Source organism: Aquabacter cavernae, from assembly GCF_003993795.1.
GTDB lineage: Bacteria > Pseudomonadota > Alphaproteobacteria > Rhizobiales > Xanthobacteraceae > Aquabacter > Aquabacter cavernae.
Genome location: NZ_RWKV01000015.1, coordinates 459,640 through 485,009, shown reverse-complemented (window position 1 = coordinate 485,009; position 25,370 = coordinate 459,640). Strand labels below are relative to the sequence as shown.

The 25,370-nt window shown below is 66.8% G+C and carries 23 protein-coding genes; 16 read left to right on the top strand and 7 right to left on the bottom strand.

What is annotated here, in order from left to right:
• The first annotated feature begins 122 nt into the window (after positions 1–122).
• Positions 123–476, top strand: coding sequence for a hypothetical protein (locus EJJ38_RS15470; RefSeq protein ID WP_127091011.1), 354 nt, complete (start codon positions 123–125; stop codon positions 474–476).
• A 154-nt stretch (positions 477–630) separates the two neighbouring features.
• Positions 631–1,071, top strand: a complete 441-nt coding sequence (locus tag EJJ38_RS15465; protein ID WP_127091010.1) for an SRPBCC family protein — start codon at positions 631–633, stop codon at positions 1,069–1,071.
• Positions 1,072–1,142: 71 nt separating this feature from the next.
• Here EJJ38_RS15465 and EJJ38_RS15460 read toward each other — a convergent pair whose 3' ends face one another.
• The 3 genes from EJJ38_RS15460 to EJJ38_RS15450 form a co-directional block, all read right to left on the bottom strand.
• The gene (locus EJJ38_RS15460) at positions 1,143–4,349 is read right to left on the bottom strand and encodes an efflux RND transporter permease subunit (protein ID WP_127091009.1); all 3,207 of its coding nucleotides are present in this window, start codon (positions 4,347–4,349) and stop codon (positions 1,143–1,145) included.
• A gap of 433 nt (positions 4,350–4,782) precedes the next feature.
• A complete protein-coding gene (locus EJJ38_RS15455) occupies positions 4,783–6,054 on the bottom strand; it encodes an efflux RND transporter periplasmic adaptor subunit (RefSeq protein WP_127091008.1) in 1,272 nt (423 codons plus the stop codon).
• Between the two features lie 16 nt (positions 6,055–6,070).
• A complete protein-coding gene (locus EJJ38_RS15450) occupies positions 6,071–6,928 on the bottom strand; it encodes an alpha/beta hydrolase fold domain-containing protein (RefSeq protein ID WP_205666183.1) in 858 nt (285 codons plus the stop codon).
• A 153-nt stretch (positions 6,929–7,081) separates the two neighbouring features.
• On the opposite strand from EJJ38_RS15450, the gene EJJ38_RS15445 reads away from it, so the two are divergent.
• Complete coding sequence (locus EJJ38_RS15445; protein ID WP_127091006.1) at positions 7,082–8,017, top strand: LysR family transcriptional regulator; 936 nt, start codon at positions 7,082–7,084, stop codon at positions 8,015–8,017.
• 3 nt (positions 8,018–8,020) lie between these two features.
• Here the strand turns inward: EJJ38_RS15445 and EJJ38_RS15440 are convergent, their stop codons facing one another.
• Positions 8,021–9,064 carry a phenylacetaldoxime dehydratase family protein gene (locus EJJ38_RS15440; protein WP_127091005.1) on the bottom strand — a complete coding sequence of 348 codons (1,044 nt, stop codon included), beginning with the start codon at positions 9,062–9,064 and terminating at the stop codon, positions 8,021–8,023.
• 77 nt (positions 9,065–9,141) lie between these two features.
• A complete protein-coding gene (locus EJJ38_RS15435; protein ID WP_245454265.1) occupies positions 9,142–10,362 on the bottom strand; it encodes an ABC transporter substrate-binding protein in 1,221 nt (406 codons plus the stop codon).
• 441 nt (positions 10,363–10,803) lie between these two features.
• Here EJJ38_RS15435 and EJJ38_RS15430 point away from each other — a divergent pair, with 441 nt between their 5' ends.
• The 7 genes from EJJ38_RS15430 (at position 10,804) to EJJ38_RS15400 (ending at position 17,450) form a co-directional block, all read left to right on the top strand.
• A complete protein-coding gene (locus EJJ38_RS15430) occupies positions 10,804–12,024 on the top strand; it encodes an ABC transporter substrate-binding protein (protein WP_127091004.1) in 1,221 nt (406 codons plus the stop codon).
• Positions 12,025–12,141: 117 nt separating this feature from the next.
• Positions 12,142–12,993: a branched-chain amino acid ABC transporter permease gene (locus tag EJJ38_RS15425; protein ID WP_127091003.1), complete on the top strand. Its 852-nt coding sequence runs from the start codon at positions 12,142–12,144 to the stop codon at positions 12,991–12,993.
• Between the two features lie 3 nt (positions 12,994–12,996).
• Positions 12,997–14,013 (top strand): branched-chain amino acid ABC transporter permease, encoded by a 1,017-nt coding sequence (locus EJJ38_RS15420; protein ID WP_127091002.1) that lies wholly within the window; start codon positions 12,997–12,999, stop codon positions 14,011–14,013.
• Between the two features lie 2 nt (positions 14,014–14,015).
• Positions 14,016–14,756: an ABC transporter ATP-binding protein gene (locus EJJ38_RS15415; protein ID WP_127091001.1), complete on the top strand. Its 741-nt coding sequence runs from the start codon at positions 14,016–14,018 to the stop codon at positions 14,754–14,756.
• A complete protein-coding gene (locus EJJ38_RS15410; protein WP_127091000.1) occupies positions 14,749–15,504 on the top strand; it encodes an ABC transporter ATP-binding protein in 756 nt (251 codons plus the stop codon). The genes EJJ38_RS15415 and EJJ38_RS15410 overlap by 8 nt, the downstream gene beginning before the upstream one ends.
• Positions 15,505–15,524: 20 nt before the next feature.
• The gene (locus EJJ38_RS15405; RefSeq protein ID WP_127090999.1) at positions 15,525–16,451 is read left to right on the top strand and encodes a carbon-nitrogen hydrolase family protein; all 927 of its coding nucleotides are present in this window, start codon (positions 15,525–15,527) and stop codon (positions 16,449–16,451) included.
• A gap of 159 nt (positions 16,452–16,610) precedes the next feature.
• Positions 16,611–17,450, top strand: coding sequence for a TrmB family transcriptional regulator (locus EJJ38_RS15400; RefSeq protein ID WP_127090998.1), 840 nt, complete (start codon positions 16,611–16,613; stop codon positions 17,448–17,450).
• Here EJJ38_RS15400 and EJJ38_RS15395 read toward each other — a convergent pair whose 3' ends face one another.
• Together EJJ38_RS15395 and EJJ38_RS20350 are read right to left on the bottom strand one after the other, a co-directional pair.
• Positions 17,451–17,777 (bottom strand): NIPSNAP family protein, encoded by a 327-nt coding sequence (locus tag EJJ38_RS15395; protein ID WP_127090997.1) that lies wholly within the window; start codon positions 17,775–17,777, stop codon positions 17,451–17,453.
• Positions 17,774–18,718 (bottom strand): LysR substrate-binding domain-containing protein, encoded by a 945-nt coding sequence (locus EJJ38_RS20350; RefSeq protein WP_164738528.1) that lies wholly within the window; start codon positions 18,716–18,718, stop codon positions 17,774–17,776. Before EJJ38_RS20350 ends, EJJ38_RS15395 begins: the two co-directional genes overlap by 4 nt.
• A gap of 321 nt (positions 18,719–19,039) precedes the next feature.
• On the opposite strand from EJJ38_RS20350, the gene EJJ38_RS20345 reads away from it, so the two are divergent.
• From EJJ38_RS20345 to EJJ38_RS15365, 6 genes are all read left to right on the top strand, one after another.
• Positions 19,040–19,591 (top strand): cupin domain-containing protein, encoded by a 552-nt coding sequence (locus EJJ38_RS20345; RefSeq protein ID WP_164738527.1) that lies wholly within the window; start codon positions 19,040–19,042, stop codon positions 19,589–19,591.
• Positions 19,588–20,655: a fumarylacetoacetate hydrolase family protein gene (locus EJJ38_RS15380; RefSeq protein ID WP_127090994.1), complete on the top strand. Its 1,068-nt coding sequence runs from the start codon at positions 19,588–19,590 to the stop codon at positions 20,653–20,655. Before EJJ38_RS20345 ends, EJJ38_RS15380 begins: the two co-directional genes overlap by 4 nt.
• An 83-nt stretch (positions 20,656–20,738) precedes the next feature.
• The gene (locus EJJ38_RS20815; RefSeq protein ID WP_274704738.1) at positions 20,739–20,873 is read left to right on the top strand and encodes a hypothetical protein; all 135 of its coding nucleotides are present in this window, start codon (positions 20,739–20,741) and stop codon (positions 20,871–20,873) included.
• Positions 20,874–21,022: 149 nt separating this feature from the next.
• Positions 21,023–21,733: a cupin domain-containing protein gene (locus tag EJJ38_RS15375; protein ID WP_127090993.1), complete on the top strand. Its 711-nt coding sequence runs from the start codon at positions 21,023–21,025 to the stop codon at positions 21,731–21,733.
• Positions 21,734–21,889: 156 nt separating this feature from the next.
• Positions 21,890–23,962 (top strand): tetratricopeptide repeat-containing sulfotransferase family protein, encoded by a 2,073-nt coding sequence (locus EJJ38_RS15370; RefSeq protein WP_127090992.1) that lies wholly within the window; start codon positions 21,890–21,892, stop codon positions 23,960–23,962.
• Complete coding sequence (locus EJJ38_RS15365) at positions 23,959–25,116, top strand: glycosyl transferase family 8 (protein ID WP_127090991.1); 1,158 nt, start codon at positions 23,959–23,961, stop codon at positions 25,114–25,116. The genes EJJ38_RS15370 and EJJ38_RS15365 overlap by 4 nt, the downstream gene beginning before the upstream one ends.
• Positions 25,117–25,370: the final 254 nt, after the last annotated feature.

The window sequence follows — 25,370 nt, the reverse complement described above, 5'->3', positions numbered from 1 at the left end:
GGCGGTTTAGTCCTGGGTATTGCATATAAAGGATTGTGCAAATGCTGGTTTCTCAACTTGCAATTGTGCCTCTTGCAATTGTCCTGGCTCAGATCTCCGACGAGTCTCTCGCGGAACAAGTGATGCTGGCGCGGGTCCTGGCTTCTGCTTCGGAGGCCCAGGAGAGATGCAATCTCTCCGGCGAGGCGCAGGCCGCCTTCACCTATATGCGCGGCATCCAGCCGGCCTTCGACGTGGTCAGTGATCCCGACGATGCCAAGGCCGTGTTCACCGCTCTGGGCAATGTCCGCGCCATGATCCGCAAGATCGGCGGCAAGGCGTGGTGCGAACTCTATCTTCACGACCGCCCCGAACTCCCGCCCGCCAAGGAGCGTTCCGACTGTGCCGCCGAGCCGGGCGTCTGCGGCATGTCCATCGACCTGCAGGCCGGCCCTACCTCGCGGCCGCGTCCCTATTGGCTGTCCGTGACGCTCTGAAGCGGGGCGAGGGGTGCGTTATCGGCGGGGATGGGCCAATCTGATCCGATTTTGCTCCAGGCCCTGTCGGAATGCCGGGAGCGGGAACGTCCTTGAGGCATGGAGCGGTGCCGTCCCGGCAGCGTCTCCTCCCAACGGATCAAAGAGGAAGCCCATGCCCGGTACCGTTCAGCTGCATCGCGTCCTGGCCGCCAAGCCGGACAAGGTCTATCGCGCCTTCATCGAGGCGGACGCCCTCGCCAAATGGATCCCGCCGAACGGCTTCACCTGCACGGTCCACCATCTGGAGGCGACGGTGGGCGGCACGTTCCGCATGTCCTTCCGCAACTTCACCACGGGCGACAGCCACTCCTTCGGCGGTGAATATCTGGAACTCGTTCCCGGCGAGCGCCTGCGCTACACGGATCGCTTCGACGATCCGAACCTGCCCGGCGAGATCCAGGTGAGCGTGACGCTGAAGGCGGTGTCCGTGGGCACGGACGTCTCCATCGTCCAGTCCGGCATCCCGGACATGATCCCGACGGAAGCCTGCTATCTGGGCTGGCAGGAGAGCCTGGCCGGCCTCGCCCGGCTGGTGGAGCCCGAGATCCCCTAAGCGACCCGGTCCCCAGACATGAAAAAGGCCCCGTTCCGTCGCCGGAGCGGGGCCTTATTCTTTCGTGGGCGTCAGTGAGCGTCAGCCGCCTTGTGCGGGGCCGCCGCGGGCACGCCCGGTGCCACATGGGTGCCGTGCTGCACCAGCGGCCGGTTGCCGGAGAGCTGGCGCAGCAGCACGTAGAAGACCGGCGTCAGGAAGATGCCGAACACGGTCACGCCGATCATGCCCGCGAACACCGCCACGCCCATGGCATGGCGCATCTCCGCGCCCGCGCCTGCCGAGGTCACCAGGGGCACCACGCCCATGATGAAGGCCAGCGAGGTCATGAGGATGGGCCGCAGCCGCAGCCGGCTCGCCTCCACCGCTGCCTCGCGGGGCGTGCGCCCGGCGAATTCCAGCTCGCGGGCGAACTCCACGATGAGGATGGCGTTCTTCGCCGACAGGCCCACCAGAACCACGAGGCCGATCTGGGTGAAGACGTTGTTGTCCCCGTTGGAGAGCCACACGCCGGTCATGGCCGCCAGCAGGCCCATGGGCACGATCATGATGATGGAGAGCGGCAGGACGAGGCTCTCATACTGGGCCGCCAGCACCAGGAAGACGAGGAAGATGGCGAGCGGGAACACCCACATGGCCGAATTGCCCGCCAGGATGTCCTGATAGGTCAATTCGGTCCATTCGAAGCCGATGCCCTTGGGCAGCGTCTCCGCCGCCACCCGCTCCACCGCCTGCTGTGCCTCGCCGGAGGAGAAGCCGGGCGCGGCCCCGCCATTCACGTCGGCGGTGAGGAAGCCGTTATAGCGCATGGCCCGTTCCGGCCCCGCCACGGACTGCACCTTCAGCAGCGCGGAGAGCGGCACCATCTCGCCGTTCTTCGCGCGCACCTTCAGGTGCCCCACATCCTCGGCGCGGGCGCGATAGGGCGCGTCGGCCTGGACGCGCACCGTGTAGGTGCGGCCGAACTTGTTGAAGTCGTTCACATAGACCGACCCCAGATAGATCTGCATGGTGTCGAACACGTCGGTCACCGCCACGCCCAGCTGGCGCGCCTTGGTGCGGTCGATGTCTGCATAAAGCTGGGGCACGTTCACCTGATAGGAGGAGAACAGGCCCGCCAGTTCCGGCGCCTGCCGCGCCTTGGCGAGGAAGGCCTGGGTGGCCTCGTTCAGCGCCTCGTAGCCGAAGCCCGCGCGGTCCTCGATCTGCATCTTGAAGCCGCCGATGGTGCCCAGCCCCTGGACCGGGGGCGGCGGGAACATGGCCACCATGGCATCCTCAAGCCCCGCGAATTTCTGGTTCAGCGCCATGGCGATGGCGCCGCCCGAAAGGGCCGGGGACTTGCGCTCCTCGAACGGCTTCAGCCCGACGAAAACGATGCCCGCATTGGAGGAGTTGGTGAAGCCGTTGATGGACAGGCCCGGGAAGGCGATGGCGCTCGCCACGCCCTCCTGCTTCAGGGTGATGTCGCTCATCTTGCGGATCACCTCTTCCGTGCGGTCCAGGGTGGCGCCATCCGGCAATTGGGCGAAGCCCACCAGATATTGCTTGTCCTGGGCGGGCACGAAGCCCGGAGGCACGGTGCGGAACAGGAGCGCGGTGAGGCCCAGCAAGACCACATAGACGCCCATCATGAGCGCCTTGCGGCTGATCACCGCCTTTACGCCCACCCCATAGGCCGCCGAGCCCCGCCCGAAGGCGGTGTTGAAGCCACGGAACAGCCAGCCGAGCCCGGCATCCATGATGCGGGTGAGCCGGTCCTTGGGCGCGTCATGGCCCTTCAGCAGAAGGGCCGCGAGGGCCGGGGAGAGGGTGAGGGAGTTGATCGCCGAGATCACCGTGGAGATGGCGATGGTGAGCGCGAACTGCTTGTAGAACTGGCCGGTGAGGCCGGTGATGAAGGCCAGCGGCACGAACACCGCCACCAGCACGAGGGCGATGGCGATGATGGGGCCGGACACTTCCTGCATGGCCTTGTAGGTGGCCTCGCGGGCGGACAGCCCCTCCTCGATATTGCGCTCCACATTCTCCACCACCACGATGGCGTCATCCACCACGATGCCGATGGCGAGCACCAGGCCGAACAGGGTCAGGGCGTTGATGGAGAAGCCGAACACATACATGACGGCGAAGGTGCCGACGATGGAGACCGGCACCGCCAGAAGCGGGATGATGGAGGCGCGCCAGGTCTGGAGGAACAGGATGACCACCAGCACCACCAGGATGATGGCTTCCAGCAGGGTGTGGATCACCGCGTCAATGGAGGCGCGCACGAACTGGGTGGTGTCGTAGACGATCTCGTAGTCCACGCCCTCGGGCATGTTCAGCTTGATCTCCTCCATCACCGTGCGCACGTCGTCGGCGATGCGGATGGCGTTGGAGCCGGGTGCCTGGAACAGGGGCACCGCCACCGCCGACTTGTTGTTGAGCAGGGAACGCAGGGCATAGTCCGCCGCGCCCAGTTCGATGCGCGCCACATCCTTCAGCCGCACCACTTCGCCATTGGCGCCGCTCTTCACGACGATGTCGCCGAACTCCTCCTCGGTCTGGAGGCGGCCCTGGGCGTTGACGGACAATTGCAGGTCCACGCCCGGCAAACCGGGGGAGGCGCCCACCACGCCCGCCGCCGCCTGCACGTTCTGGGCGCGGATCTCGCTCACCACGTCGGCGGCGGAGAGGCCATGCTCGGCCACCTTCTGCGGGTCCAGCCACACGCGCATGGAGTAGTCGCCGGAGCCGAACAGCTGCACCTGCCCCACGCCGTCGATGCGCGCGAGGCGGTCCTTCACGTTCAGCACCGCGTAATTGCGCAGATAGGTCATGTCGTATCGCCCGTTGGGCGAAAGCAGATGCACCACCAGCGTCAGATCGGGGGAGGACTTCACCGTGGTGATGCCCAGTTGGCGCGTGGCCTCGGGCAGGCGGGGTTCTGCCTGGGAGACGCGGTTCTGCACCAGTTGCTGGGCCTTGTCCGGGTCGGTGCCCAAGCGGAAGGTCACGGTCAGCGTCATGACACCATCCGTGGTGGCCTGGCTGGACATGTAGAGCATGCCCTCGACGCCGTTGATCTGCTCCTCGATGGGCGTCGCCACGGTCTCGGCGATCACCTTGGGGTTGGCGCCGGGATATTGGGCGCGCACCACCACTTGGGGCGGCACCACTTCGGGATATTCCGAAATGGGCATGACCCGCATGGCGATGAGCCCCGCGAGGAAGATGAGGGTGGACAGGACGCCCGCGAAGATGGGGCGATCGATGAAGAACTTCGAAAGGTTCATGGCATCCTCCCCAGAGGGGGCGTTGCGTCGGCGGTTTCCGGTGCCCTTGCGGGCAATGAGGGACAAAGCGCCCCCGGCCCGGCGCGCGAACGCCAAGCTCCCTCTTCCGCGTGCGGGAGAGGGTCGGGGAGGGGGCAGCTACAACAGGGAACGCCGGGAGGGGGGACGCGGAACCTTTCCCCCTCCCGAGAGCGCTTCACTGCCTCATGCGCAGTGAAGTGCTCTATCTCTTTGTTTTTACGCGGCTCTTCTACGCAGGCTCGTCACGTTCCGTTCCGAGCCGTTTCGGGGATGGCGGCTTTACGTGCCATCCATCCGGCCAAGCTTTGTCGATGACCGGGACACGCCCGGCCGTGACGCCACAGGAGGGAGCCGGGGCCGATGCGTCCCGGTCCTCGCCCCATGCGGGAGAGGGACTGCGTCCTTCCCGACCTCAGCGCTGGGCGAGGTCGCCGGAACCGGCGGCCGTGCGGGTGGGCTCCATGGAGACCGCCTGCGGGGCCACGATGGCGCCGGGCTTGATGCGGTGGAGGCCGTTCACCACGATCTTCTCGCCCGCCGTGAGGCCGGACGTGACGATGCGCAGCCCGTTCACGGACGCGCCCAGGGACACTTCGCGATAGGCGACCTTGTTGTCTTCGCCCACCACCATCACGAACTTCTTGTCCTGGTCGGTGCCCACCGCCCGCTCGGTGATGAGCAGGGCCGTGCCGGTGTCCGGGCGGCCCATGCGCAGGCGCACGAACTGGCCGGGGATGAGGCGCCCGTCCACATTGTCGAACACCGCGCGCACCCGCACCGTGCCGGTGGCCGGGTCCACCTGATTGTCGATGAGCTGGAGGCGGCCCTGATAGGCCTTGCCTGCGCTGCGGTCCTCGTCGATGGCGGTGGTCATCTGCACGGGGATGCGCTCCACGGGAAGGGTCTTGCCGGGCTGGGCGGCGAGGCTGCGCAGCGCACGGGTCACCACCTGCTCGTCGGCACTGAAGGCGGCATAGACCGGATCCACCGACACGAGCGTGGTGAGCGGCAGGGAGGCGGGACCGGCCAGGATGAGGTTGCCGGTGGTGATTTCCAGCTTGCCCACCCGGCCCGCCACCGGGGCGCGCACCTGCGTATAGGACAGGTTCAGCTCTGCGGTCTGTAGGGCCGCCTGGGCGGCCTTGAGGTTGGCGAGCGTCTCCTTGGAGCCGTTCACCCGCTCGTCCAGATCCCGCTGGGAGACGGTGCGGCTGTCGAACAGGCGCTGGCCGCGTTCGAGGTCGGCCTTCGCAAGGGCGACGCGGGCTTCGGCGGCGGCCACCTGGGCCTGCGCTCGGTCCACCTCGGCCTGATAGGGCGCGGGGTCCACGGTGATCAGCAGTTCACCCGCCTGGACGAGGTCACCCTCGCGGAAATGGACCTTCTGGATGGCCCCGGCGACGCGGGAGCGCACCTGGACCCGCTCCACCGCTTCCAGGCGGCCGGAGAATTCATCGAAGACCGGCGCCTCGCGGGCTTCCACGGTCGCCACCGACACCGGCACAGCACCGGGGGCGGTGGCGCTGGCCGGGTCGGCGGCACGTGCGCCGGCAAGCGGCAACACGTAGGGGGTGGCCAACCCCGCCCCGAGAACCAGGGCGGCGAGGGCCGGAACGAGAAGACGCCGGTGCCTGCGGGGCGTCGCGGCGGCGGAGGTGGGGGTGTCGGAGCCGATGTCGGACATGGCGGTGGTCCTGGGATCAGGGATTGGGGGATTTGGCCTGGGGCCTTGTCTGGGATCTGGCCGGGCGCTTGGCGGGCCCGGCTCGTGTTTCGTCGAGAAAGGCGCGGATCACCGGCACCAGAGCGGTGACGCAGTCACACTGGCTGTCCCCGTCGATGGTGCAGGGCCAGCCGGTGGGGGCGGGCACCACATGGGTGCGCACGCTCACCCCCGCCTCGCCGAGGCGGCGGCCATAAGAGAGCGCCTCGTCGCGCAGCGGGTCGTCGTCCGCGGTGATGATCAGGGCCGGGGCGAGGCCGGCGAGCCGGGTCGCGGAGAGGGGGGCGGCATAGGGGTGGCCCGCCTTGTCGGCGGAGCCCAGATAGGCATGCCAGCCGTCCGCCCATTTGCAGCCCACGGGGCCGGCATCGGCCATGCGCAGGGAGCAGGTGGCGAGATTGGCATCCAGCATTGGCGAGATGAGAATTTGGCCGAACAAAGCGGGGAATTGCTGATCACGGGCCATCATGGCGAGAGCAGCAGCCAAGTTCCCCCCCGCTTCCGCGCCCGCCACATAGAGCTTCGCGGTCTTGCCCGAGAGCCGTGCCCTGGCCTCGTGGGTCCACACCATGGCCTCGTAGACCGCCTTCAGCGGATCGGGAAACGGATGGTCGGAGCCGACCGGATAATCGGCGGACACCACCACGGCGCCAGCCGCCGCAAGCATTTCCGCCACTTCCGCGCCGCTCTCCAGCGAGCCGCCGGTGAAGGCGCCGCCATGGAGCTGGAGCACGACCGGGGCCGAGCGGCCGGCGCTTGACGCGCCATAGACCCGCACCGGCATCGCGCCGGCGACTGTGGTCTCCACTCTCTCCTCGGTCCAGGCGGGGGTCATCGGACATCCTGTCGGCAACGGCCCGACCATCGGGCCTTGTGCGATGCGGGAAACCTATCTTCGTCGGGATGGCGCAAAAAGACGCCAAACGTGACTTCATTATTCACATATGGAAATAATCGACGATCAAATGGGGTGGAGAGGTGGCCGGACATGGACCAGCTTGCTGCAATGCGGGCTTTCGTGCGGGTGGTGGAGGCCGGAACCTTCACCCGCGCGGCGGACCTGCTGGGCATCCCCAAGCCGACATTAACCAAGCAGGTTCAGTCCCTTGAGGGCCACCTGCGCACCAAGCTCCTCAACCGCACCACCCGCCGGGTCACCGTAACCCCGGACGGCGCGGCCTATTATGAGCGGGCGCTGGCGCTGCTGAACGATTTGGAGGAGCTGGACGGCTCCATGACCCTCTCCCAGGCCACCCCGCGCGGTCGCCTGCGGGTGGACATCAGCGCCTCCCTGGCCTTGCTGGTGCTCATTCCCGCGTTGCCGGATTTCTTCGCCCGCTATCCGGACATCCAGGTGGATCTGGGCGTCACCGATCGCTCGGTGGATCTGGTGGGAGAGAATGTGGATTGCGTGGTGCGCGGCGGCGACCTCATGGACCCTTCGCTTATCGCGCGGCGCATCGGCGAGATCCAAATGACCACATGCGCCGCCCCCGCCTATCTCGCCCGTTACGGCGAGCCGTCCCATCCCTTTGATCTTGAGACGGATTTTCCGGCGGTTCGCTATTTCAACGCGGGCACAGGGCGGTTCCTGCCGCTGGAATTCATCCGCGACGGCGAGACCCTGGAGCCCGCCGCCCGCCATCTGATCGCGGTGAACGAGGGCAATTCCTATGTGGCGGCGGGGCTTGCCGGGCTCGGCATCCTCCAGGCGCCCAGCTTCATGGTGCAGGCGCACCTGGGCACGGGGGCATTGGTGCCGGTGCTCACCCGCTGGACCACGGACCCGTTTCCGGTCTTCGTGGTGTTTCCGCCCAACCGTCATCTCTCCGCGCGGCTGCGCGTGTTCGTGGACTGGGTGGCGGACCTGTTCGCCACCCATGATCTGATCCAGCGCCGCACCACCCTGTCGGGGCGGGGGTGACGCTCACGCCGCCGCGAACCAGGGCAGGAGGCCGGTGCTCGGGTGACAATTGGCATATTCGGAGAAAGTCCCCGGAAGGAGCGCGAACACCTCGTGCCAGGTGAAAACTTCCCGCTTTTCCTTGTGCAGCCGGTTCATGGCGATGGCGTGCCGGTAGATGTCCAGATGGGTCTCGTGGCGCTTGGACCATTCCTCCAGCAGCGTCATGGAGAGGAAATAGCCGTGCACCGAGGTCTCGGATCGCGGGCTGCCGTCCGGGTTCAGGTTGGTCATGACCCGGAGCGTGAGCGTGCCGGTCTCGTCCGGGTGGGTGGCGAGATGGGACATGCCGCGCATGAGCTTGGGCTGGAGATTGTCCAGATAGTCGGCGGTCTGCTCGTTGCCCGCTCCTTCCCAATACTGGCCGGACCGGATGGAGACCATGTTGAGGGGGGAAGCCACCTTCACGCGGCGGCCGAGGCTCGCCGGGATGCCCCGCGCGGGCATGGCGGCGAAGGGGCTGTCCAGGCTGTCGATGGCCGAGAGCGGGATCCGGTCGCGCATGGCGCCGAAATAGCCGTTGATGGTGATGGCGACGCGCTCGGAGCCGGGCGTGCGCGCGAGGCCGATGGGATAATTGGGCGTCGAATAGATGGTCTCGTGCCGGTCATAGGGCACATGCAGCGTCTCGCGCCACACGCCGCGCTCGCCGGAGAGCCGGGCATCGTCCCGGAACCAGTCCATGAAGGGTGAGGTGCGCTCCCAGCGGCCGTGGCGGGTGCCGTCCAGCCAATAGGCGACAAGCACCGCATTCTGCGCCCCGGCTTCGTCCGTGAAGCGCATGCGCTCGAAGGCGTCGGGCCCGCCCGTGCCGAAGCTGCTTTCCAGGCGCGCGAAGAAGTCCGCCTGCTCGTCCCACGTCAGGTCCTGGCCCTGCAGGGCGAAATAGTCGCTGATGAGGAGGCCCACCGGCTGCTTCCAGCGCAGGGAGAAGCGCGGCGCGGCGGGCTGGTGGCCGGGTGGGCGCCGTTCCGGAATGGTGCGCGGATATTCGATGTGAAAGACCATGGTCGTTCCCCGGAAGCGGGACCGGCACCCCTTCGGGAGGCGCCGGTCCGCTTATTGTTGCTATCAGTTCAGGGCGGTCAGTTCAGGGTCTTGCCGGCCCAGATGGCCGGGCCCTTGGCCGCATTCTTCGGGTAGACGGTGACGAGGTCGTCGCCGCGCCACTGGACGAAGATGGGATAGGCGGTGGAGGAGAGGCCGGTGGCGTCGAAGGCGGTGCAGCCGCCCGGGATGCCGGCGGCAAAGCCGGTTCCGCAGATCTTCAACGCCGCCACCGCATCGCGGATCTTCTCCGGATCGCGTGACTTGGCCTCTTCGATGGCCATGGCCAGATGGTGAAGCGCGGCGCCGTACATGATGACCTCGTGGGTCATGAAGCTTCCGTACTTGGCCTTGTACTGGGCCGCCATCTCCGGGATGAAATCGTAATTGGCCGGAGCAATGGAGAAGACCCCTTCGGCATAGGGGCCGAGGCCCTTCTTGAAGTCGGGGATGATGTAGCCCGCCGCCCCGCCGACGGTGGGGATGTCGATCTGCTGCTGGCGCATGGCGCGGATGATCTGCAGGGCGTCGTTGAAGTAGGAGACCGGGAAGACGATGTCCGACTTCGAGGCGCGCAGCTTGTTGATGAGCGGGGCGACGTCGGTGATGCCCAGCGGATAGGCCTCGTCGATGGCCGGGGTGATGGACTTGGCCTTCGCCGCTTCGCGCAGGCCCTTGCCCTGGGCGGTGCCATAGGCGGTGTCCTCGTAGAAGATGGCCACCGTCTCGGACGGCGCGCCCGCCTGCTTGGCGAGGTCGATGGCGTAGTCGAACTGCGCCTTGCCGTAAGTGGTGGCCTTTGCCGAGACCTGGAAGATGTATTTGTAGCCGCGCGACGTGATCTGGTCCGCGAAGGAGTGGGTGATCATGGGCACGCCGGCGCGCTCGGTGACTTCCGATGCGGCCAGCGTGATGGACGAGACGAAGGCGCCGACCACGCCCACCACCTGATCCTGGCTGATGAGGCGCTGGGTGGTGGAGGCGGCGGTGTTGGGGCTCGGTACGTCCGCCACCACCAGCTCGATCTTGGCTCCGCCCAGCGACTTGAGTCCGCCCGCCGCATTGATGGCGTCGGCCGCCATCTCGATGCCGGTGCGGCTGGCGATGCCGAACTGGGCATTGGGGCCGGAGAGCGGAAGGACGACGCCGATCTTCACCGGCGCCTGGGCCTGGGCGGCAGTGAGGGAGCCCAGCAGGGACGCGGTGAGGGCGGCGAGGGCCGTTCCCCTCAAGGCCGCCCGCTTCATGGTTTTTGTCATGCGCAAGTTCCCGTCATTTTTTTGGAAGGCGCTTAAGGATGGGAATGCGGATGGTTTCTTGTCAATCATCTTCGACATGCGAAATTCAGATTAAAGCCATTCATCTGATTGAGTCTTGCTGCGAAATCGGGGGTAAGACGCTGATTTATGTCGGAAAAAACCGACTAGAAACGTCTGAAACTATTCCTTCTCCGCGTCCCCGAGGCCATAGGGGTGAAGCTTGTCGATATTTTCGACACTGAAAATCGGCCGCTGGTTGAGGATTAAAATATCCGATATGAGCAAATTTTGAGCGATAAAAATCATTAAAAATCAATAGTTTGTTGTTTTTAATGCAGAGCATGGGTCGTTAAGATGAAAATTTGGATACGGCGCTTATTGACGAAAATATCCGACACGACCTAGCGTGTCCCCAGTCCAGCCGATCAGAAGGTGACCTCAATGACGTCAGCTCCTCTCGACCGGCGCCGGGCCGCGGGCGTTATGCTCGCGGCGGGCGCGGTCGCCTTTTCGCTTTTCGCCGAGCCCGTCCGGGCGGCCGAGGATGTCGTCGTCGGCGTCATCCAGCCTTTGTCCGGCCCGAATGCGCAGTTCGGCATCGGCGCGCAGCGCGGCACGGAGCTGGCCGCTGAGATGATCAATGCGGCGGGTGGTATCAAGTCGCTGGGCGGCGCCAAGATCAAGCTGGTGGCGGCCGACGTGCCCACGCCCAACACCGCCGCCTCCACCACCCAGCGCCTCATCTCCCAGAACGGGGTGAGCGCGGTGGTGGGTGCCTTCGTTTCCTCCACCACGCTGGCCGCCTCGGAAGTGACCGAGCGCGCGCAGATCCCGCTGGTGACCTTCGCCTTCGCCGACCAGATCACCGGGCGCGGCTACGACTACATCTTCCAGGTCTCGCCCAAGGGCACCGTGTTCGGCGAGGCGCAGTTCGACTATGCCACCGCCATCGCCAAGAAGGCGGGCGAGAAGATCGACAAGGTGGCCATCCTCTATGAGGACACCGCCTATGGCACCGCCCAGGCCAAGGGCCTGCGGGACGCGGCCAAGAAGGCCGGTGTCGAGGTGGTTCTGGACGAGGCCTATCCGCTGGGCATCACCGACGTGTCGCCCCTGGTGAACAAGCTGCGTGCCTCCGGCGCCCAGATCGCCTTCCCGGTCTCCTATCTCAATGACAGCCTGCTCATCATCCGGGCGCTGCGCCAGCAGCAGATCGACATTCCGGTGATCGGCGGCGCGGCGGGCTACATCATTCCCGACTTCAAGAAGGGCCTCGGCGACTATGCCGAAGGCGTGCTCTCGGTGGCCGCGGCCAGCGGCGACCTGATCCCGGAGCTGGCCGCCAAATACAAGGAGAAATACGGCTCCTTCATCACCCATGAGGCCATCATCCATGCGGCGGCGCTGGATGCGGTGGCCCAGGCCATGGAGAAGGCCAAGTCCTCCGACCCGCAGAAGGTGCGCGACGCCCTCGCGACCCTCGACACCTGCACGGGCCTTGCCAAGGGCGTGCCCGGCGGCTGCATCAAGTTCGACAAGACGGGCCTCAACACCTCCGCCTTCCCGGTCTTCGTGCAGTGGCGCGGCGAGGAGCCCGTCACCGTCTATCCCCCGCAGGCCGCCAAGGCCGATCCCATCTGGCGCGGCCAGACGGTGAAGTGACGGGCTACGCCCCGTGATCACAGGCGTTCCGCGGGTCCCCCTCTCTCCACGGAACGCCGCCCGCGGCCGGTCTCCGGCCGCGGACATCCCTCCACCCTCCACCCGTGCAGGACACCGATGCTCCAGGCCCTGATCGATGGAATACTTCTTGGCGGCGTCTATGGCGTCATCGCCACGGGCTTGTCGCTCGTCTTCGGCGTCCTCGGCGTCGTCAATTTCGCCCATGCCGAGTTCCTGATGCTGGGCATGTATGTGGCCTGGTTCGCCTGGCGCTGGCTGGGGCTCGATCCGCTGCTGGGATCGGTCCTGTCCTTCGTCATCGTGTTCGCGGTGGGCTATGTGGTCCAGCGCACGCTGATCGAACGGGTGCTGAAGGCGCCGCCCGCCGCCCAGGTCTTCCTCACCGTGGGCCTGCTCATCGCCATCGAGAATGCGGCGCTCATGGTGTTCGGGTCCGAGTTCAGGTCCGTGAGCGTGCCCTATCAGGTGCAGGGCTATCGCCTCGGCGACATCTTCATCGGCGCTCCCTATCTCTACGCCTTCGCCGCCGCCGTGATCCTGGCCGCCGCGCTCTGGCTGTTCCTGGAGCGCTCCTGGACCGGCCGTGCCATCCGCGCGGTGGCGCAGGATGCCATGGCCGCCACCCTCGTGGGCGTGGACACCAAGCGCACCTATGGCCTCGCCTTCGGCCTCGGCGTCGCGCTCACCGCCTTCGGCGGGGCGGTCATCCTGCCCTACATCACGGTGAGCCCCACGGTGGGCGGGCAGTTCGTCGTGCTCATGTTCACGGTGGTGGTGCTGGGCGGCCTCGGCTCGGTGGCCGGGGCGCTGGCGGGCGGAATCATGGTGGGGGTGGTGCAGTCCATGTCCACGCTCATCTTCCCCATCCAGCTCCAGAATCTCTGCCTGTTCGTGATCTTCATCGCCGTTCTCGCCCTGCGCCCGCAGGGCCTCATCAAGGGCGCCTGAGCCATGCGAACCCTCTTCACTCCGTCCCGCGCGGCGCTCCTCATCTTCTTCGTGGCGGCGGCCCTGCTGCCCTTCTTCGTGGACCCGCGCGGCCACCTGCTGCGCGTGGCCGCCATGGTGCTCCTGTTCGCCGCCATGGCGCAGTCGTGGAACATCGTCGGCGGCCTCGCGAACCAGATCTCGCTCGGCCATGCGGGGTTCTTCGGGCTGGGCGCCTATACCTCCACACTGTTGTTCCTGAAGCTCGGCATCTCGCCCTGGATCGGCATGTTCGCCGGCGCTGTGGTGGCGGGCGGGGCGGCGGTGCTCCTGTCCATCCCCACCTTCCGGCTGAAAGGGCACTATTTTGCCCTCGCCACGCTTGCCTTCGCCGAGGTGCTGCGGGTGATCGCCAATAGCTGGGCGGACTTCACCGGCGGCCCGGTGGGCCTCTCCATTCCCTTCATGGGCAGCCAGCCGGCCTATTTCGCCTTCCGGGCCGTGTCCTCCTATTACTGGGTCATCCTCGGCCTGCTGGCGGCGGTCTGTCTCGCCTTCCACCTGCTGGCTTCCGGGGCCCTGGGCTACCGGCTGCGGGCGGTGCGGGAAAACGAGAATGCGGCGGAGGTGGCGGGGGTCAATACGTTCCGCGTAAAGCTCATCGCCAGCGTCATCTCGGCGGCGCTCACCGCCATCTGCGGCACGGTGTTCGCCCAGTTCACCTTCTTCTTCGACCCGGATTCCATCTTTTCCCTGGCGGGCCTCTCGGTGCGCATGGCCATGATCGCCATTGTCGGCGGCCTGGGCACCCTGGGCGGGCCGATCCTGGGCGCGCTGTTCCTGATCCCGCTTGAGGAGACGGCCAACGCCTTCCTCTCTTCCAAGGCGGCGGGCCTCTCCCAGTTCGTGTTCGGCGTCATCCTCATCGCCGCCATCCTCATCCAGCCGCGCGGCCTCATGGCCTGGTGGCCGAAACCCCGGCGTCGGCGGGCCGAGGCCTCGCGCCCGGCCGTTGCCGCCCCTGCCGCGAAGGGAGCCTGACCATGACGGCGGTTCTTCAGGCCGAAGGCGTCAGCGTCACCTTCGGTGGTCTCAAGGCGGTGGACGGGGTGTCCTTCACCCTGAATGCCGGCGAGATCGTCGGCCTCATCGGCCCCAACGGGGCGGGCAAGACGACTTTGTTCAATGCCCTCGTGGGCCTCCAGCCTCTCACCTCCGGCGCCGTGCGCCTCGGCGGAGAGACCATTTCCGGCCTCAAGCCCCACAAGGTGGCGGCCAAGGGCATGACCAAGACCTTCCAGAATGCCGCGCTCTTCCCCGACATGAGCGTGCTGGAGAACGTCACCACCGCCGCCCTGTTGCGCCACGATCTGAAGGGCGCGCGCATCAAGGCGGAGCGGGTGCTGGACACGCTCGGCCTCGGCCCCATCGCAGATGCGGACGTGCAGGACCTGACCTTTCCCCAGAAGGCGCTGGTGGAGATGGCGCGCGCGCTCGCCACGGAGCCGCGCGTGCTGCTGCTCGACGAGGTGATGGCGGCCCTCACCCCCAGCGAGATGGACGAGGTGATGAAGGTGATCCGCACGCTGCGGGACGAGGGGCTCGCGCTTCTGGTGGTGGAGCATCACATGCGGGCCATCATGGCCCTGTGCGACCGGCTTCTGGCGGTGAATTTCGGTCGCCTGCTGGCGCAGGGCCGGCCGTCCGAGGTGGCCGCGGATCCGCAGGTCATCGAAGCCTATCTCGGCCATGGCGCCGCCGGACAGGAGGGTGCCCATGCCTGAGACCGCATTGTCTTCCGCGACCCCCGATGCCGCCGCGAGCGCGGTCCTGGAGGTCCGCGACCTCAGCGCCGCCTATGGCGGGCCGGACGTGCTCAGCGCCGTCACCCTGGGGGTGCGGACGGGTGAGACGGTTGCCGTGCTCGGCGCCAATACGGCGGGCAAGACGACCTTGCTGCGGGCCATATCGGGCCTCATCCCCAAGGCGCGCGGCCACATCGCCTTCGAGGGGCTGGCGCTGCTCGGGCGTCCCGCCCACACCATTCCCGGCCTCGGCATCGGCCATGTGCCGGAGGGCCGTCACGTCTTCCCGCGCATGACCACGCTGGACAACCTGATGATGGGCGCCTTCTTCCATCGCGGCGCCAAGGACATCGCCGAGCGGCTGGAGCGGGTCTTCACCCTGTTCCCGCGCCTGCAGGAGCGGCAGGCGCAGCTTGCGGGCTCCATGTCGGGCGGCGAGCAGCAGATGGTGTCCATCGGCCGCGCGCTCATGGGCAAGCCCAAGCTGCTTCTGCTGGACGAGCCGAGCCACGGCCTCGCGCCCATCGTGGTGGACGAGCTTCACGGGGCCATCGGCGCCATCAACCGGCAGGGCGTCTCGGTGCTGCTGGTGGAACAGAACGCCATGCTGGCCCTTTCCGTCGCCCATCGCGGCTACGTGCTGGAGGCGGGCCATGTGGTGCTTTCCGGCAGTTCCCAATCCCTTTCGGCCGATCCGGGCGTGCGCCGGGCCTATCTCGGCGTGTGAATTCCCACGGAGTGACAGCAATGAAGATCAAAGCCGGCGTCGCCCAGGTGGGCGCGGTTCCGTTCGATGTGGAGGCCTCCGTCGCCAAGGCGGAAGCCTGGATCGAGAAGGCGGGGGAGCAAGGGTGCCAGATCGTCGTGTTCCCGGAAGCCTTCCTCTCGGTCTATCCCAAGGGGTCGGACTTCGACATTTCCATCGGCGTGCGCACCACGCGCGGGCGTGACGAGTTCCGCCGCTATTTCGACGCCGCCATCCCCGTTCCCGGTCCGCAGACCGTGCGCATCGGCGAGGCGGCGGCCAAGGCGAAGACCTATGTGGTGATCGGGGTGATGGAGCGGGAGCTGGGCACGCTCTATTGCACCGTCCTCTATTTCGGGCCGGACGGCACGCTGCTGGGCAAGCACCGCAAGCTCATGCCCACGGCGGGCGAGCGCCTCGCCTGGGGCTATGGCGACGGGTCCACGCTACCGGTATTCGACACGCCCATCGGCAAGATCGGCGCGGTCATCTGCTGGGAGAACTACATGCCCATGCTGCGCATGACCATGTACGCCAAGGGCGTCTCGCTCTATTGCGCGCCCACGGCTGATGACCGCGAGACGTGGCTTCCCACCGTGCGGCATATCGCGCTGGAAGGACGCTGCTTCGTCCTCTCCACCTGCCAGGTGCTCAAGCGCGGCGACTTCCCGGAAGATTATCGCTGCAGCCTGCCGGATGATCCCGACGCCTATGTGATGCATGGCGGCGCGGTGATCCTGGATCCGCTCGGCAAGGTGCTGGCCGGTCCCGTCTTCGACGAGGAAACCTTGCTCACGGCGGAGCTGGACACGGACGACCTCGCCCGCGCCAAGTTCGATTTCGACGTGGCGGGACACTATGCCCGGCCGGACGTTTTCACCCTCACGGTGAACGAGGCGCCGCAGCAGGCGGTGAACCTGAAGGGTTGATGTCCGCGGTGCCGCGGTTCCGGCCGAAAGCCGGGGCCGCGGAAACGGGGCTGGTCATCCCCCGCGCGTGGCTGTAGGCGCGTACGGCGCGGGGCATGCATTGTCCCGCGTTTTCCTCCATTCTCGCGGCGCGGATCACCGCTCGCGAGAGAGCGTGCAATGGACATGGAAGACAAGCTCGCCAAGATCGGCATCACCGGAAAGCTCTTCAAGCTCTACCTCGCGGCGGTGGAACTGGGAGAAGCGCCGGTCCAGGAAGTGGCGGCCCGCGCGGGGCTCGCCCGCACCACGGCCTATGACGTGCTGGAGCGCCTGGAGCAGGAGGAGCTGATCCGCATCGAGGAGCGGGGCGGGCGCCGCTTCGTGGTGGCCGAGGACCCGGTGGGCATGCTCCAGCGCCTGGAGCTGAAGAAGCAGGTGATCGGCGATCTGATGCCCCAGATCCGCTCCCTCTATAACCGCGCCAAGGGCAAGCCGCAGATCCGCTTCTATGAGGGCGAGGAAGGCATCCAGACGGTGCTGTGGGATACGCTCACCTGCCAGGGCGGCACGCTGTTGGGCATCCTCTCCATGAACGAACTGGTGGAGACGCCGGGCCTCGACGAGATGGACGCCTATATCGCCGAGCGGGTGAAGCGCGACATCAAGCTGAAGGTGCTGCGCTCGCGCGACAAGGAAGTGGAGGAGATCTGGCCCGACGGCCGCGAGCAGCTTCGCGAGCTGCGCTATGCGCCGGAGGGCATCTCGCTGGGCGTCACCCAATATGTCTATGACGACAAGGTGGCCATCCTGTCGTCCAAGCGCGAGAATTACGGCCTCATCATCGAGAGCGAGGATTTCGCGCGCCTCCAGTCCATCCTGTTCGAGACGCTGTGGGCCATCTCCATGCCCGCCATCGCCCCTCTTCCGGCCCGTGCGGCCGGACGCCCGGCGGCGGACGCGGAGACGGGGATTTCGCCGCGCCCCCGCGCCGCTGCGAAGCGCAAGAGCAAGGCGTGATCAGCGCGGAGCGAAGCCCAGTGCGGGCTTGAGGATGGAATTGCGGATGCGTGCCACGAGGGGGCCATCGGTCTCGCTGCGTCGGCGCGCCTCCTGCCAGCGTGGGTCGGTGGCGAATCTGGCCCAGAGGGTCTCGCGCTCCGCAAGGCTCTCCCAGGCCAGCATGTAGTGGAGCGACTGGTCATTTTCGCCGACGAGTGTGGTCCAGAAGCCCAGGGGCCGGATGCCCATCTCCCGCCAGAGCGGCAGGGCGTCCTGCTCGAAGCGCAGCAGCACCTGGGGCAGGCGCCCCGGCAGGCAGTCATAGCATCTCAGCTCGTGGATCATGCGCAGCCCTCCACGGCCATATGGAGCGCGGGCTTCGGTGTGCTCGGGCCCGCCTGCGCGGCACCCGGCCGGCGCCCGCCCATGAGGTCCAGCAGCGCACGCACCGAAGGCAGGACGCCGCGACTTGAGGGCAGGAGCGCGCTGACCTCCAGGGGCGTTCCGCTCCAGCGTGGCAGAACGCGCACCATGTCGCCCTCAGTCACCGCACGGGCACAGCAGGACGCGGGCAGGAGGCCGATGCCGGCACCCGCACGGATCGCGGAGAGGATGGCGCCGCTGTCGCTGCTCACCAGCCGGGGCTCGGCATCCAGCTTCAGTTCGCTCCTGTCGGTCGAATCCACGAGCACCGGCCGCGCGGGCGTCTCGGCCAGGATGAAGAGGTTGTGGCGCGCGAGATGTGCGGCGCTCTTCAGGTCGTCCGCAAGCTCCGGGGCGGCGAACAGGTGGCGCGGTTCTACCGTGAGGCGGCGCCGGATCATGCTGGAATCCTCCAGCGGGCCGTCATGGGCGACCACATAGACATCCGCCGCGCGCGCGCCGGTCTCGTCCAGGCGCGCCAGCATGCGCTGCTCGATGCGCACATCGGGATGGCCGGCGAGAAAGCCGGGGAGGGCAGGGCCGAGGCAGAGCGCGGCCGCCAGGGGCGAGCAGGCCACTTTCAGGGTGCCGCTGGGCTTCGCCAGCCGGTTGCGCACCGCGCTTTCGGCGGCCTGCGCCTCCTCCAGCATGTTGCGGGCATGGCGATAGAATTCGCTTCCCAACTCGGTCACCAGGAAGGTGCGGGACGACCGATGAATGAGACGGACGCCCAGGCGTGTCTCAAGATCCGTGATCCTGCGGCTCAAGGTGGATTTGGGAAGGTTGAGGCTTCTGCTTGCCGCCGTGATCCCGTTGCTGTCAACGACATGGGCGAAATAATAGTAATCGTTGAGATTGATCATTCGCAGTCCCGTCTGGTCGTTGGCTGGTCGAGACCCGCCCCGTCCATCGGTGCCCCCTCGGGCGCCAAAGCACGGTATCGCCCGCCGCAGACAAAGATTTGCACGAGAATTTCTCATCTGCAAATTTTTTAGAAATTTTGCAAAATCAGAATTTAAAAACGAATGTTTCTTTTTTGGGAACGATATGTTCCAGTTTTGCGGGCTTCTGCGAGGTGCCGGTCGGTGCAAGCCTGACTGGGCCGAAGCGGTTCCGGGAGGCGAAAGCCCTGGGCCGCAGGCGAGGGGCGGCCCCAGCCGTCCCGCAACCAGACGGAACGAGAGATGTCGAGCACGCATCCCGACCAGACCATAGAGCACGTACGCTTCTTCAGGGCACCGGACGACCACCGCACGGTCGCCATCTATATCGGCGGGAAGTTCGATGCGTTCGACAAGTTCCCGCCCTTCATGGAGACCGAGGCGGAGATCCGCCACGTCCAGGAAGCCTACAAAGTGGCCGATCCCACCCTGGAGCGCACCACCAAGGCGCATGTGACGGAGGATGGCTGGCCGCTCCAACTCATCATGCTTGAGCGCCATCCGGGCGCGACCACGCTCGCCCACTACCATGTGCCCAACGAGCCCCTGGCCCCACTGCCCACACGCCATCAGGTGCTGATCTGCCAGAGCGGCAAGGCGCGCGTGGGCATCTTCACCACCACGGGTGACTCGCTGGGCGACGTCTATCTGGAGCCCAACGATCTCGTGCTCATGGCCGAGGGGCACGAGGTGGAATTCCTGGAGCCGCGCACCCGGCTCATCGAGATCAAGCAGGGGCCGTTCCCCGGCACCGACGCCGACGACAAGGTCGATCTTCCGAGGACTGCACGATGAAACTCGCCACCTTCCGCATTGACACCCCTGTCGGCCCCATCGACCGCTTCGGTACTGTGTTCGCCGACACCGCCATCGGCGCCGCCCGCACAGGCGAGGGCTGGGTGCTGGACGCCAACGCCGCCTTCGCCGCCCTTTCGGCGGCCACCGGGAAGCCCAGCCCGACGCTGCGCGCGGATGCCTTCCTGCCGTCCGACCTCCAGGCCCTGGCCCAGCTCTATGGCCCGTCCCTGGACCCCGTGGTGGAGGTGGAAGCCTTCGCCGCCGCCAATTGGGGCGCCATCATCGGCGGTGACCTGCGCGGGCCGCGCGGCGAGCGGCTGGCCCATCGCCTGTCGGACGTGAAGCTGCGCCCGCCCATCAAGGTGCCGGTGCTGCGCGACTTCGCGGCGTTCGAGGATCATCTGCTCGCCACCTTCGGCAAGATGGGCCTGAAGCTGCCCACGGAATGGTATGAGCGCCCGTTCGCGTTCAAGGGCAATTCCACCTCTCTCGTCGGGCATGACGAGGACGTGCAGTGGCCGAGCTACACCCAGAAGCTGGACTTCGAGCTGGAGATCGCGGCGGTGGTGGGCCGCGCCGCCCGGAATGTGGATGCTGACGAGGCGGGCGCCCACATTCTCGGCTTCACCCTGCTGAACGACTTCTCCGCCCGCGACACCCAGCGCGGCGAGATGGCCAACAATACCGGGCCCTATAAGGGCAAGGACTTCGCTTGGGGCCTCGGCCCCTGGATCGTGACGCCGGACGAGCTTCCCGACGTGCTCAACACCCCCATGCGGGTGCTGGTGAACGGCGAGGTGTGGGCCCAGTCCACGCCGGGCGAGATGCAGTGGAGCTTCGAGGAGATGATCTCCTACACCTCGCAGGACGAGACGCTGAACGTGGGCGATGTGCTGGGCTCCGGCACGGTCAATCACGGCTGCGGCTTCGAGCTGGATAAGTGGATCAAGGCGGGCGACGTGGTGGAGCTGGAGGCCTCCGGTCTTGGCGTGCTGCGCAACCGCATCCTGCCGCCGCGTCCCGAGAAGGTGAACTGGCGCGCCGCCCGCAAAGCCGCCTGAGCAAAGGCCGCCTGAGCAATCGCGGGGCGGCGGGCCGGGACCCTCACTGGTCGCCTGTCCTCGTCGGCCGCACCGAGGTCAAGGTGGTCAGCGGCCTGTTGAAGGGCGTGAAGCCGGATCCCAAGATCATCAATATTCCGCTGATCGGGGTGACCCCGCAGACGCTGGACGGCGTGGACAGGAGCAAGATCCAGCCGCCCAAGGGCTGGCGTCCGTGATGGGCAGGGTAAGACCGCGCCCGTAAAAGGGCGCGCGTGACGGGGCGGAAGCCGCCGCCCCGTCGCAAATACTTCCAGAGGTGGCGCAGAGCCGTTAAAGGGTCAGTGTTCCCAGCGGCGTGATTCCGGGAACGCTGCCGAGGTCTTTGATGAGTACGACGAGCGGACCGAAGGTGAAGGGAAAGCGGACGGCGGCCACGGGCGCCGCCGGGCGTCGCCCGGCCGCCAAGCGCCCCGCGCCCGCCGAGCCGCGCGTAGCCGCCCCCGCGCCGTCTGCCGTCGTCGAGCCGGGCCTGGAAGCGGCGCGGATCGGGCGACGGCTCCAGACCATGCGGCGGGCCCAGGGCCTGACGCTGACCGAGCTGGCGGCCCGCGCCGATTGCTCGGCGAGCCTCGTCTCCCGCATCGAGAACGGGCGCCTCCTGCCCTCCCTGTCCGTGCTGCACAAGCTGGTGGCGGGCCTCGGCACCTCCATGGCATCGTTCCTGACGGGCTCGGAAACCGAGAGCTGCATGGTGGTGCGCGCGGGTGACCGCAGGGAGGTGGCGCTCGATTATCTCGGGCTTCCCCAGCAAGGGGTGCGGATCGAGCAGATCATTCCCTATACGCGCGAGCGCATGCTGCAGGGCAGCCTGCTCACCATCACCGCCGGGCACGGCTCGGCGGGCGATTATTCCCATGCGGGCGAGGAAGCCGGGTTCATCATCGAGGGCTTCATCGAGCTGACCATCAACAATCAGACCCATGTGCTCGGCAAGGGCGATTCCTTCTGCTTCCGCTCCGAAAGCCCCCATTCCTTCCTCAATCCCGGCCCCAGCGACGCCGTGGTCATCTGGATCAACACGCCGCCCACGTTCTGAGCGGCCGTTCCGGGGATCGGTCCTGCGCGGCGGTTCCGTTTTCGGGGAAGGACCGCATTTATCGGTGGCCCACAACCGAAACGCCGATAGAGTGCCGCCTGAACAACCAGTCATGACGCCGAGCGTTGAGGCGTCTTCGTCGGAACCGCAGGCGGCATGCAATCTAATCAGTTGACGATCCAGGAGGCGTTGCAGCGGGCCAGCGCCCATTGGCAGGCGGGCCAAGCGGAACCGGCGGAGCAGCTCTGCCAGCGCGTGCTCGCGGTCTGGCCCGGCCAGCCGGATGCGCTGCACATTCTGGGGCTCATGGCCCACGCCTATGGAAACCTGGACCTCGCCGTTCAGCATCTGCGGCAGGCGGCTCTGTCTCCCCGCGTTCCGGCGCTCTATCTGAGCAACCTTGCCGAAATGCTGCGCCAGAAGGGCATCCTGGCGGAAGCCGAGGACATGGCGCGGCGGGCGGTGGCCATCGACCCCTCCCTGGTCTCGGCCTGGAACAATCTGGGCATCATCCTCCAGGAGGCAGGCAAGCTGTCGGAAAGCGTGTCGTGCCTGGAGCGCGTGATTGCGGTTCGGCCCAGCCCGGAAGTGCACAACAATCTCGGCAACACCTTTATCCGCATGGGCGAGCTGGAGAAGGCGCGCGCCCAGTTCACCAGCGCGCTGGCGCTGCGTCCGGCCTATGCGGAAGCGCTCAGCAATATGGCCTATCTGCTGAACGAGCTGGGCGAGCCGGAAGAGGCTTGCGCATCCGCGCGGGAAGCCATCGACCTCAATCCCAAGCTCTCCGATGCCTATGTGAATCTTGCCGCCGCCGAGATCAGCCGCCATCGCCGGATCGAGGCGCTGCACTGGCTGGACTCGCTGCTGGCCTTCGCCCCCAACCATGGCGGCGCGCATATGGCGCGGGCCAAGATCCTGATGCGGATCGACCGGGCCGAAGCGGGGCTGGAGGCGGCGGAGCGCGCGCTTGCCCTCGCCCCGCAGAGCGCGGAGGCGCATGCCACCCATGGCGAGCTGCTCCAGGCCATGGGGCGTCACGACGAGTCGCTCGCCGCCTTCGTGCGTGCCGCCGAGCTTCCGGGCATTTCGCGGGACAATGCACTCGCGAGCCGCGCGGCCCTGCTGATGGAACTGGGCCGCAAGCAGGAAGCGATCGAGGGATATGAAGCCCTACTGGCGGAAAGCCCGCGCAACGTTGCCGCCTGGTCGAGCCGCACGGAGCTGAAGACCTTCACGCCCGGCGATCCCGAGATCGCGCAGATGGAGCAGCTTCTCGCGCCGGGCCGGACCATATCCTACAAGGACCGCATGGCCCTGCACTTCGCGCTGGGCAAGGCGCTGCTGGATGCTGGCGACGCGCCCCGCGCCTTCGCCCATTACGGCGAGGGCAATCGCCTGAAGCGCTCCACGCTGACCTTCGACGTCGCTGCCTCCGGCCGCTGGATGGACGACATCGCCGCCGCCATGCCGGCCGAGGTCATCGCGCGGCAGGCGGCAAGCGGCGATCCCTCCGCCATGCCCATCTTCATCGTCGGCATGCCCCGCTCCGGCACCACCTTGCTGGAACAGATCCTCGCCTCTCACCCGCAGGTGCACGGGGCGGGCGAGCTTTCCACCCTGGAGCGCCTGGTGTCCGGTATTCCCGGCTATCCGGCCACGGCGGGCGGGCTCTCGCCCCAGGACATCGCGGCGCTTGGCCAAGCCTATCTCACCCATGTGGCGCAGCGAGCGAACGGGCGCGCCCATGTGGTGGACAAGATGCCCGCCAATTTCCTGCATGTGGGCCTGATCGGCATGATCCTGCCCGGTGCCCGGATCATCCACAGCCGCCGCAACGCCGTGGATACCTGCCTGTCCTGCTACACGAAGCTGTTCCAGGGCGAGCAGGTCTTCACCTACGACCTCGCGGAACTGGGCGCCTTCCACCGCCACTATGAGCGGCTGATGGCGCACTGGCGGGCGGTGATGCCGCCGGAGCGCTTCATCGAGGTGGATTACGAGGCGGTGATCGCGGACCAGGAGGGCGAGACCCGCCGCCTGCTCGAAGCGCTGGGCCTGCCCTGGGACGACCGCTGCCTGGCCTTCCATGAGACCCAGCGGCCGGTGCGCACGGCGAGCCTCCTCCAGGTGCGCCAGCCGCTCTACAAGACCTCGGCGGGACGGGCAGCCCGCTATGCCGCGCATCTCGGCCCGCTGCTCAAGGCCCTCGAAGAGCCCGCCGCATGAACGCGCCCATGCCCGCCGCCCGCCTGGACCAGGCCGTTGTGGATCTCATGGGGCAAGGGAGTTTCGCGCAGGCCGAGCAGATGATCCGGGCGCATATGTCCGCCCATGGCGCGACCATTCCCCTTGCCAAGCTGCTGGCCCGCGCGGTGCGCGGCCAGGGCCGCATCGCGGAGGCCGCCGAGCTTCAGGGCCGGGTGGTGGAACTCATGCCCGGAGACCTGCCGGGGCGCTTCGACTTGGCCGAGAGCCTGCTGCTCATGGGCGAGTTCAAGCGGGGCTGGCGGGAATATCACTGGCGCTACGACATGCCCCACACGGCCCGCATCGCCCGCAAGGTGCAGCGCCCGCGCTGGGATGGCGCGCCCATTCCCGGCAAGACCTTGCTCATCCATGACGAGCAGGGCTTCGGCGACACCCTGCAATTCATGCGGCTGGTGCGGGATGCGAAGGCGCGCAGCGGGGCGCGGGTGGTGCTGGAGATCCATTCCGCCTTGCTCCCGCTGGCGCGGCGCATGGAGGGGCCGGACGAGATCGTGGAGCGCGGGCAATTGCCGCCCGCCTTCGACGTGCATTGCGAGATGATGTCCCTGCCCATGGTGCTGGGGCTGAAGCTCACGGACCTGCCCGGCCCCGTGCCGTATCTGCGCGCCGACCCGGCGCGCGTCGCCCGCTGGCGCACCCGCCTCGCGCACCTGCCGCGCCCCATTGTGGCGCTGGTCTGGGCCGGAACGCCCACCCACACGAACGACGCCAACCGCTCCATCCCACTTGAGCGTTTCGTGCCCCTGGGCGCGGCCGGGGCGAGCTTCATCGCCGTCCAGAAGGGGCCGCGCGCCGCCGAAGCGCTGACACCTCCCGCGGGGCTTCGCATGGAGGCCCTGGACAGCGAGATCGCGGATTTCGAGGACACGGCCGCCATTCTCGAGGTGGCGGACCTGCTCATTTCGGTCGATTCGTCGCCCATCCATCTTGCGGGCGCGCTGGGGCGGCCCGGCTGGGTGCTCCTGCCCTTCGTGCCGGACTGGCGCTGGCTGCTGGAGCGTGACGACACGCCTTGGTATCCAAGCGTGCGCCTGTTTCGACAGCCGAAAGTCGGCGACTGGGAGAGCGTGTTCGCCGCGCTGGCACGCGAGCTTCACAATCTCCGCTATTAGAGAAATATCCGCTTATGGGTATGGTAAGTCGCTCCATTCTTGTTGTCTGAGGCTTGAGATTTCACGCAAAAATATTCTATCTGAAACTATATGTTGGTAGAAATCTCGTAAACTTATTCGTTTTTTAGTCATAATAGAGTGCACTATAGTTTATCTGGGATTAGAATTTATTTTATACACATAATTTTCTCTTGTATCGGCAGGGTTATGGTCTTCAAGTATCGATTTATAGTTGAATGCGCATTGATATATTT

Bases quoted from the DNA above. Each gene is read 5' to 3' on its own strand.
- EJJ38_RS15440 (WP_127091005.1), bottom strand. From the start codon at position 9,064: ATGGTCTTTCACATCGAATATCCGCGCACCATTCCGGAACGGCGCCCA.
- EJJ38_RS15460 (WP_127091009.1), bottom strand. From the start codon at position 4,349: ATGAACCTTTCGAAGTTCTTCATCGATCGCCCCATCTTCGCGGGCGTC.
- EJJ38_RS15430 (WP_127091004.1), top strand. From the start codon at position 10,804: ATGACGTCAGCTCCTCTCGACCGGCGCCGGGCCGCGGGCGTTATGCTC.
- EJJ38_RS15420 (WP_127091002.1), top strand. From the start codon at position 12,997: ATGCGAACCCTCTTCACTCCGTCCCGCGCGGCGCTCCTCATCTTCTTC.
- EJJ38_RS15465 (WP_127091010.1), top strand. From the start codon at position 631: ATGCCCGGTACCGTTCAGCTGCATCGCGTCCTGGCCGCCAAGCCGGAC.
- EJJ38_RS15425 (WP_127091003.1), top strand. From the start codon at position 12,142: ATGCTCCAGGCCCTGATCGATGGAATACTTCTTGGCGGCGTCTATGGC.
- EJJ38_RS15470 (WP_127091011.1), top strand. From the start codon at position 123: ATGCTGGCGCGGGTCCTGGCTTCTGCTTCGGAGGCCCAGGAGAGATGC.
- EJJ38_RS20345 (WP_164738527.1), top strand. From the start codon at position 19,040: ATGTCGAGCACGCATCCCGACCAGACCATAGAGCACGTACGCTTCTTC.
- EJJ38_RS15435 (WP_245454265.1), bottom strand. From the start codon at position 10,362: ATGACAAAAACCATGAAGCGGGCGGCCTTGAGGGGAACGGCCCTCGCC.
- EJJ38_RS15395 (WP_127090997.1), bottom strand. From the start codon at position 17,777: ATGATCCACGAGCTGAGATGCTATGACTGCCTGCCGGGGCGCCTGCCC.
- EJJ38_RS15400 (WP_127090998.1), top strand. From the start codon at position 16,611: ATGGACATGGAAGACAAGCTCGCCAAGATCGGCATCACCGGAAAGCTC.
- EJJ38_RS15380 (WP_127090994.1), top strand. From the start codon at position 19,588: ATGAAACTCGCCACCTTCCGCATTGACACCCCTGTCGGCCCCATCGAC.
- EJJ38_RS15415 (WP_127091001.1), top strand. From the start codon at position 14,016: ATGACGGCGGTTCTTCAGGCCGAAGGCGTCAGCGTCACCTTCGGTGGT.
- EJJ38_RS15405 (WP_127090999.1), top strand. From the start codon at position 15,525: ATGAAGATCAAAGCCGGCGTCGCCCAGGTGGGCGCGGTTCCGTTCGAT.
- EJJ38_RS15445 (WP_127091006.1), top strand. From the start codon at position 7,082: ATGGACCAGCTTGCTGCAATGCGGGCTTTCGTGCGGGTGGTGGAGGCC.
- EJJ38_RS15450 (WP_205666183.1), bottom strand. From the start codon at position 6,928: ATGACCCCCGCCTGGACCGAGGAGAGAGTGGAGACCACAGTCGCCGGC.
- EJJ38_RS15375 (WP_127090993.1), top strand. From the start codon at position 21,023: ATGAGTACGACGAGCGGACCGAAGGTGAAGGGAAAGCGGACGGCGGCC.
- EJJ38_RS15370 (WP_127090992.1), top strand. From the start codon at position 21,890: ATGCAATCTAATCAGTTGACGATCCAGGAGGCGTTGCAGCGGGCCAGC.
- EJJ38_RS20350 (WP_164738528.1), bottom strand. From the start codon at position 18,718: ATGATCAATCTCAACGATTACTATTATTTCGCCCATGTCGTTGACAGC.
- EJJ38_RS15455 (WP_127091008.1), bottom strand. From the start codon at position 6,054: ATGTCCGACATCGGCTCCGACACCCCCACCTCCGCCGCCGCGACGCCC.
- EJJ38_RS15365 (WP_127090991.1), top strand. From the start codon at position 23,959: ATGAACGCGCCCATGCCCGCCGCCCGCCTGGACCAGGCCGTTGTGGAT.
- EJJ38_RS15410 (WP_127091000.1), top strand. From the start codon at position 14,749: ATGCCTGAGACCGCATTGTCTTCCGCGACCCCCGATGCCGCCGCGAGC.